Source organism: Massilia sp. CT11-108, from assembly GCF_047302915.1.
Lineage (GTDB): Bacteria > Pseudomonadota > Gammaproteobacteria > Burkholderiales > Burkholderiaceae_D > Telluria > Telluria orientalis.
This window is the reverse complement of sequence record NZ_JBKYMO010000836.1, coordinates 1-1,581: the sequence shown is the minus strand read 5'-3', so window position 1 is coordinate 1,581 and position 1,581 is coordinate 1. Positions and strand designations below refer to the sequence as shown.

Genomic DNA, 1,581 nt, shown 5'->3' with positions numbered 1-1,581 from the left:
GTCCAGTACCGCGGCATCTTCCTGAACGACGAGGACTGGGGCCTGCAGCCCTGGGCGGCCGCGCGCGACCCCGCCGGCGACATCGGCCCGGCGACGTATGCCCGCATCTTCGAGCTGATGTGGCGCCTGAAGGCCAACCTGATCTGGCCGGCGATGCACGATTCGACGCAGCCCTTCTACCAGATCGAGGGCAATGCCCGTACCGCGGCCGACTACGCCATCGTCGTGGGCACGTCGCATGCCGAGCCGATGATGCGCAACAACGTGCGCGAATGGGACAGCGGGAAGAACGGTCCGTTCAACTTCTTCACGAACCGCGCCGCGATGGCGGACTACTGGCGCCGCCGCGTGACCGAGGTGAAGGACGGCGAGAATATCTATTCGGTCGGGCTGCGCGGCGTGCACGATTCAGCGATGGAGGGCGCCGCCACGATCGGGGAGGCGCGCGGCGCGACGGAGGAGGCCATCCGCCTGCAGCGCGACATCCTCGCGCGCAGCCTGGGCCGCCCGGCCGCCGGCGTGCCGCAGGCGCTCACGCTGTACAAGGAAGTGCTGGACGTCTACAAGGCCGGGCTCAAGGTGCCGGACGACGTCACGCTGGTCTGGCCGGACGATAACTACGGCTACCTGCACCAGCTGAGCAATGCGACCGAGCGCCGCCGCGCGGGCGGGGCGGGCATCTATTACCACATTTCGTACTGGGGCCGGCCGCACGACTACCTGTGGCTGGGCACGACGCATCCGGCGCTGATCCGCGACCAGCTGCAGCGCGCGTGGACGACGGGCGCGCGCAAGCTGTGGGTCGTGAACGTGGGCGACATCAAGCCGGCCGAATACCTCGTCCAGTACTTCCTCGACAGCGCCTTCGACGCCGGCCGGCTCGGGGCCGACCCGGCACGCCACCTGGCCGACTGGAGCGCCGTCCAGTTCGGCCCGGAGCAGGGGGCGGACGTCGCCCGGATCTTGCGCGACTACTACGACCTGGCCTGGGAGCGCCGTCCCGAATTCATGGGCTTCGGACAGGTGGAACCGGTCACGCCCAACCGCCGCACTGACTACATGGCGGCCGGCGGCGAGGAAGGCATGCGGCGCGTGGAGCGCTACGCGGCCCTGGTGGACCGCGCCGAGTCACTGGCGCGGCGCATCCCGGCCGCCCTGCGCGACGCCTATTTCGAACTGGTGCTGTACCCGGTGCGCGGCGCGGCGCGCCTGAATGCGCGCATCCTGAAGCTGGACCTCGCGGCCGAGTCGGCGCGCCAGGGCCGACCGTCGGCGCAGCACCTGGTGGACGAGGCGCGCCAGGCGCACGCGCAACTCGTCGCCGACACGGCTGCCTACAACGGGCTCGCCGGCGGTAAGTGGCGCCGCTTCATGGACATGGCCCCGCGCCGCCTGCCCGTGTTCGCGGAACCCGCGTGGCCGGCTTATGGGCCCCCTTCCGGGCCGGACCAGGGCAAGGGGTGCTCGATCGTCTACCCGTACCCGTATGCGGCGGACGCGGGCCGGCTGGTATTCGTCAGGGGCGAGCCGTCGACACGGACCGTCACCGTGGCGGCGCATGGCGGCCAGGCCGCCATGCGC

At 71.0% G+C, this 1,581-nt stretch carries 1 protein-coding gene; it reads left to right on the top strand.

What is annotated here, in order from left to right:
* Window positions 1-1,581, top strand: a 1,581-nt coding sequence (locus tag ACEN88_RS31235; RefSeq protein ID WP_413345989.1) for a glycosyl hydrolase 115 family protein, incomplete at both ends; no start/stop codon positions are given.